Annotated in this window: 1 protein-coding gene; it reads left to right on the top strand. The window is 32.8% G+C overall.

Annotated features, from left to right (window positions below; translation table 11 throughout):
• Positions 1-807: DUF859 family phage minor structural protein (locus EII32_RS11380; protein WP_148096835.1), on the top strand; the 807-nt coding region annotated here is incomplete at both ends.

Here is an 807-nt window from a genome sequence, read left to right on the forward strand (position 1 = left end):
AAGCTACACAAAACATTAACGAGAATTATAGTGATTTAGAAATAACACTACATTTAGATTGTCAGAGTGGATACAATCTTTATATAGGCGAGAGAACACACACTATAAATATTGATGGTACTGACTACATTGTTACGTCATCAAGTATAAGTACAAGTGGTGGTAGTTCGATTACTCTTGGTAGCATAAGTAAAAGAATATATCACAATAATGATGGTACTTTAGATGTATGGCTGTCAAGTTATTGCGACTTGAAAGCTAGGATAAGAGGAAACTATGTGAGTGGTTTTAGTGGTGGCAGTGATACTATATCTCTTGATAAAATACCTCGAATGTCAACAGTAAGTGATAACATGATAGGGTCAAGATATTTAAACACACCACATACAATTCATATTGACAAACAATTATCAGGGAATGTAACTCATACTGTATGGTATGTAATTCGTGGAGATAAAGGAAGTAGTGGTTGGTACTATATTGCACAAAATACAAGTAACTTAGACTTAACTTTTGTACCTACTGACAAGCATGTCGACTTACAGCCAAACAGTTCAACAATATTTATGGATATCGGGATTAAGACTTTTAAAGACGGAGTTCAAATTGGTGAAACAACTTATAACTCAGGCTGGTATATGAAAGTTCCTGATGAATATTCTCCAACAATAGATTCAATAGATATTTTAGACGTTAATCCAAAAAGTAAAGTATTAGGAGTGTATGTTCAAAATCATAGCAAGCTCAAAGTCAATACTAAAACCACAAGTAAAGAAGGAGCTACTATTAAAAATATAAGTGTTACAG

Source organism: Prevotella sp. OH937_COT-195 (assembly GCF_003932845.1).
In the GTDB taxonomy this organism is placed as follows: domain Bacteria; phylum Bacteroidota; class Bacteroidia; order Bacteroidales; family Bacteroidaceae; genus Prevotella.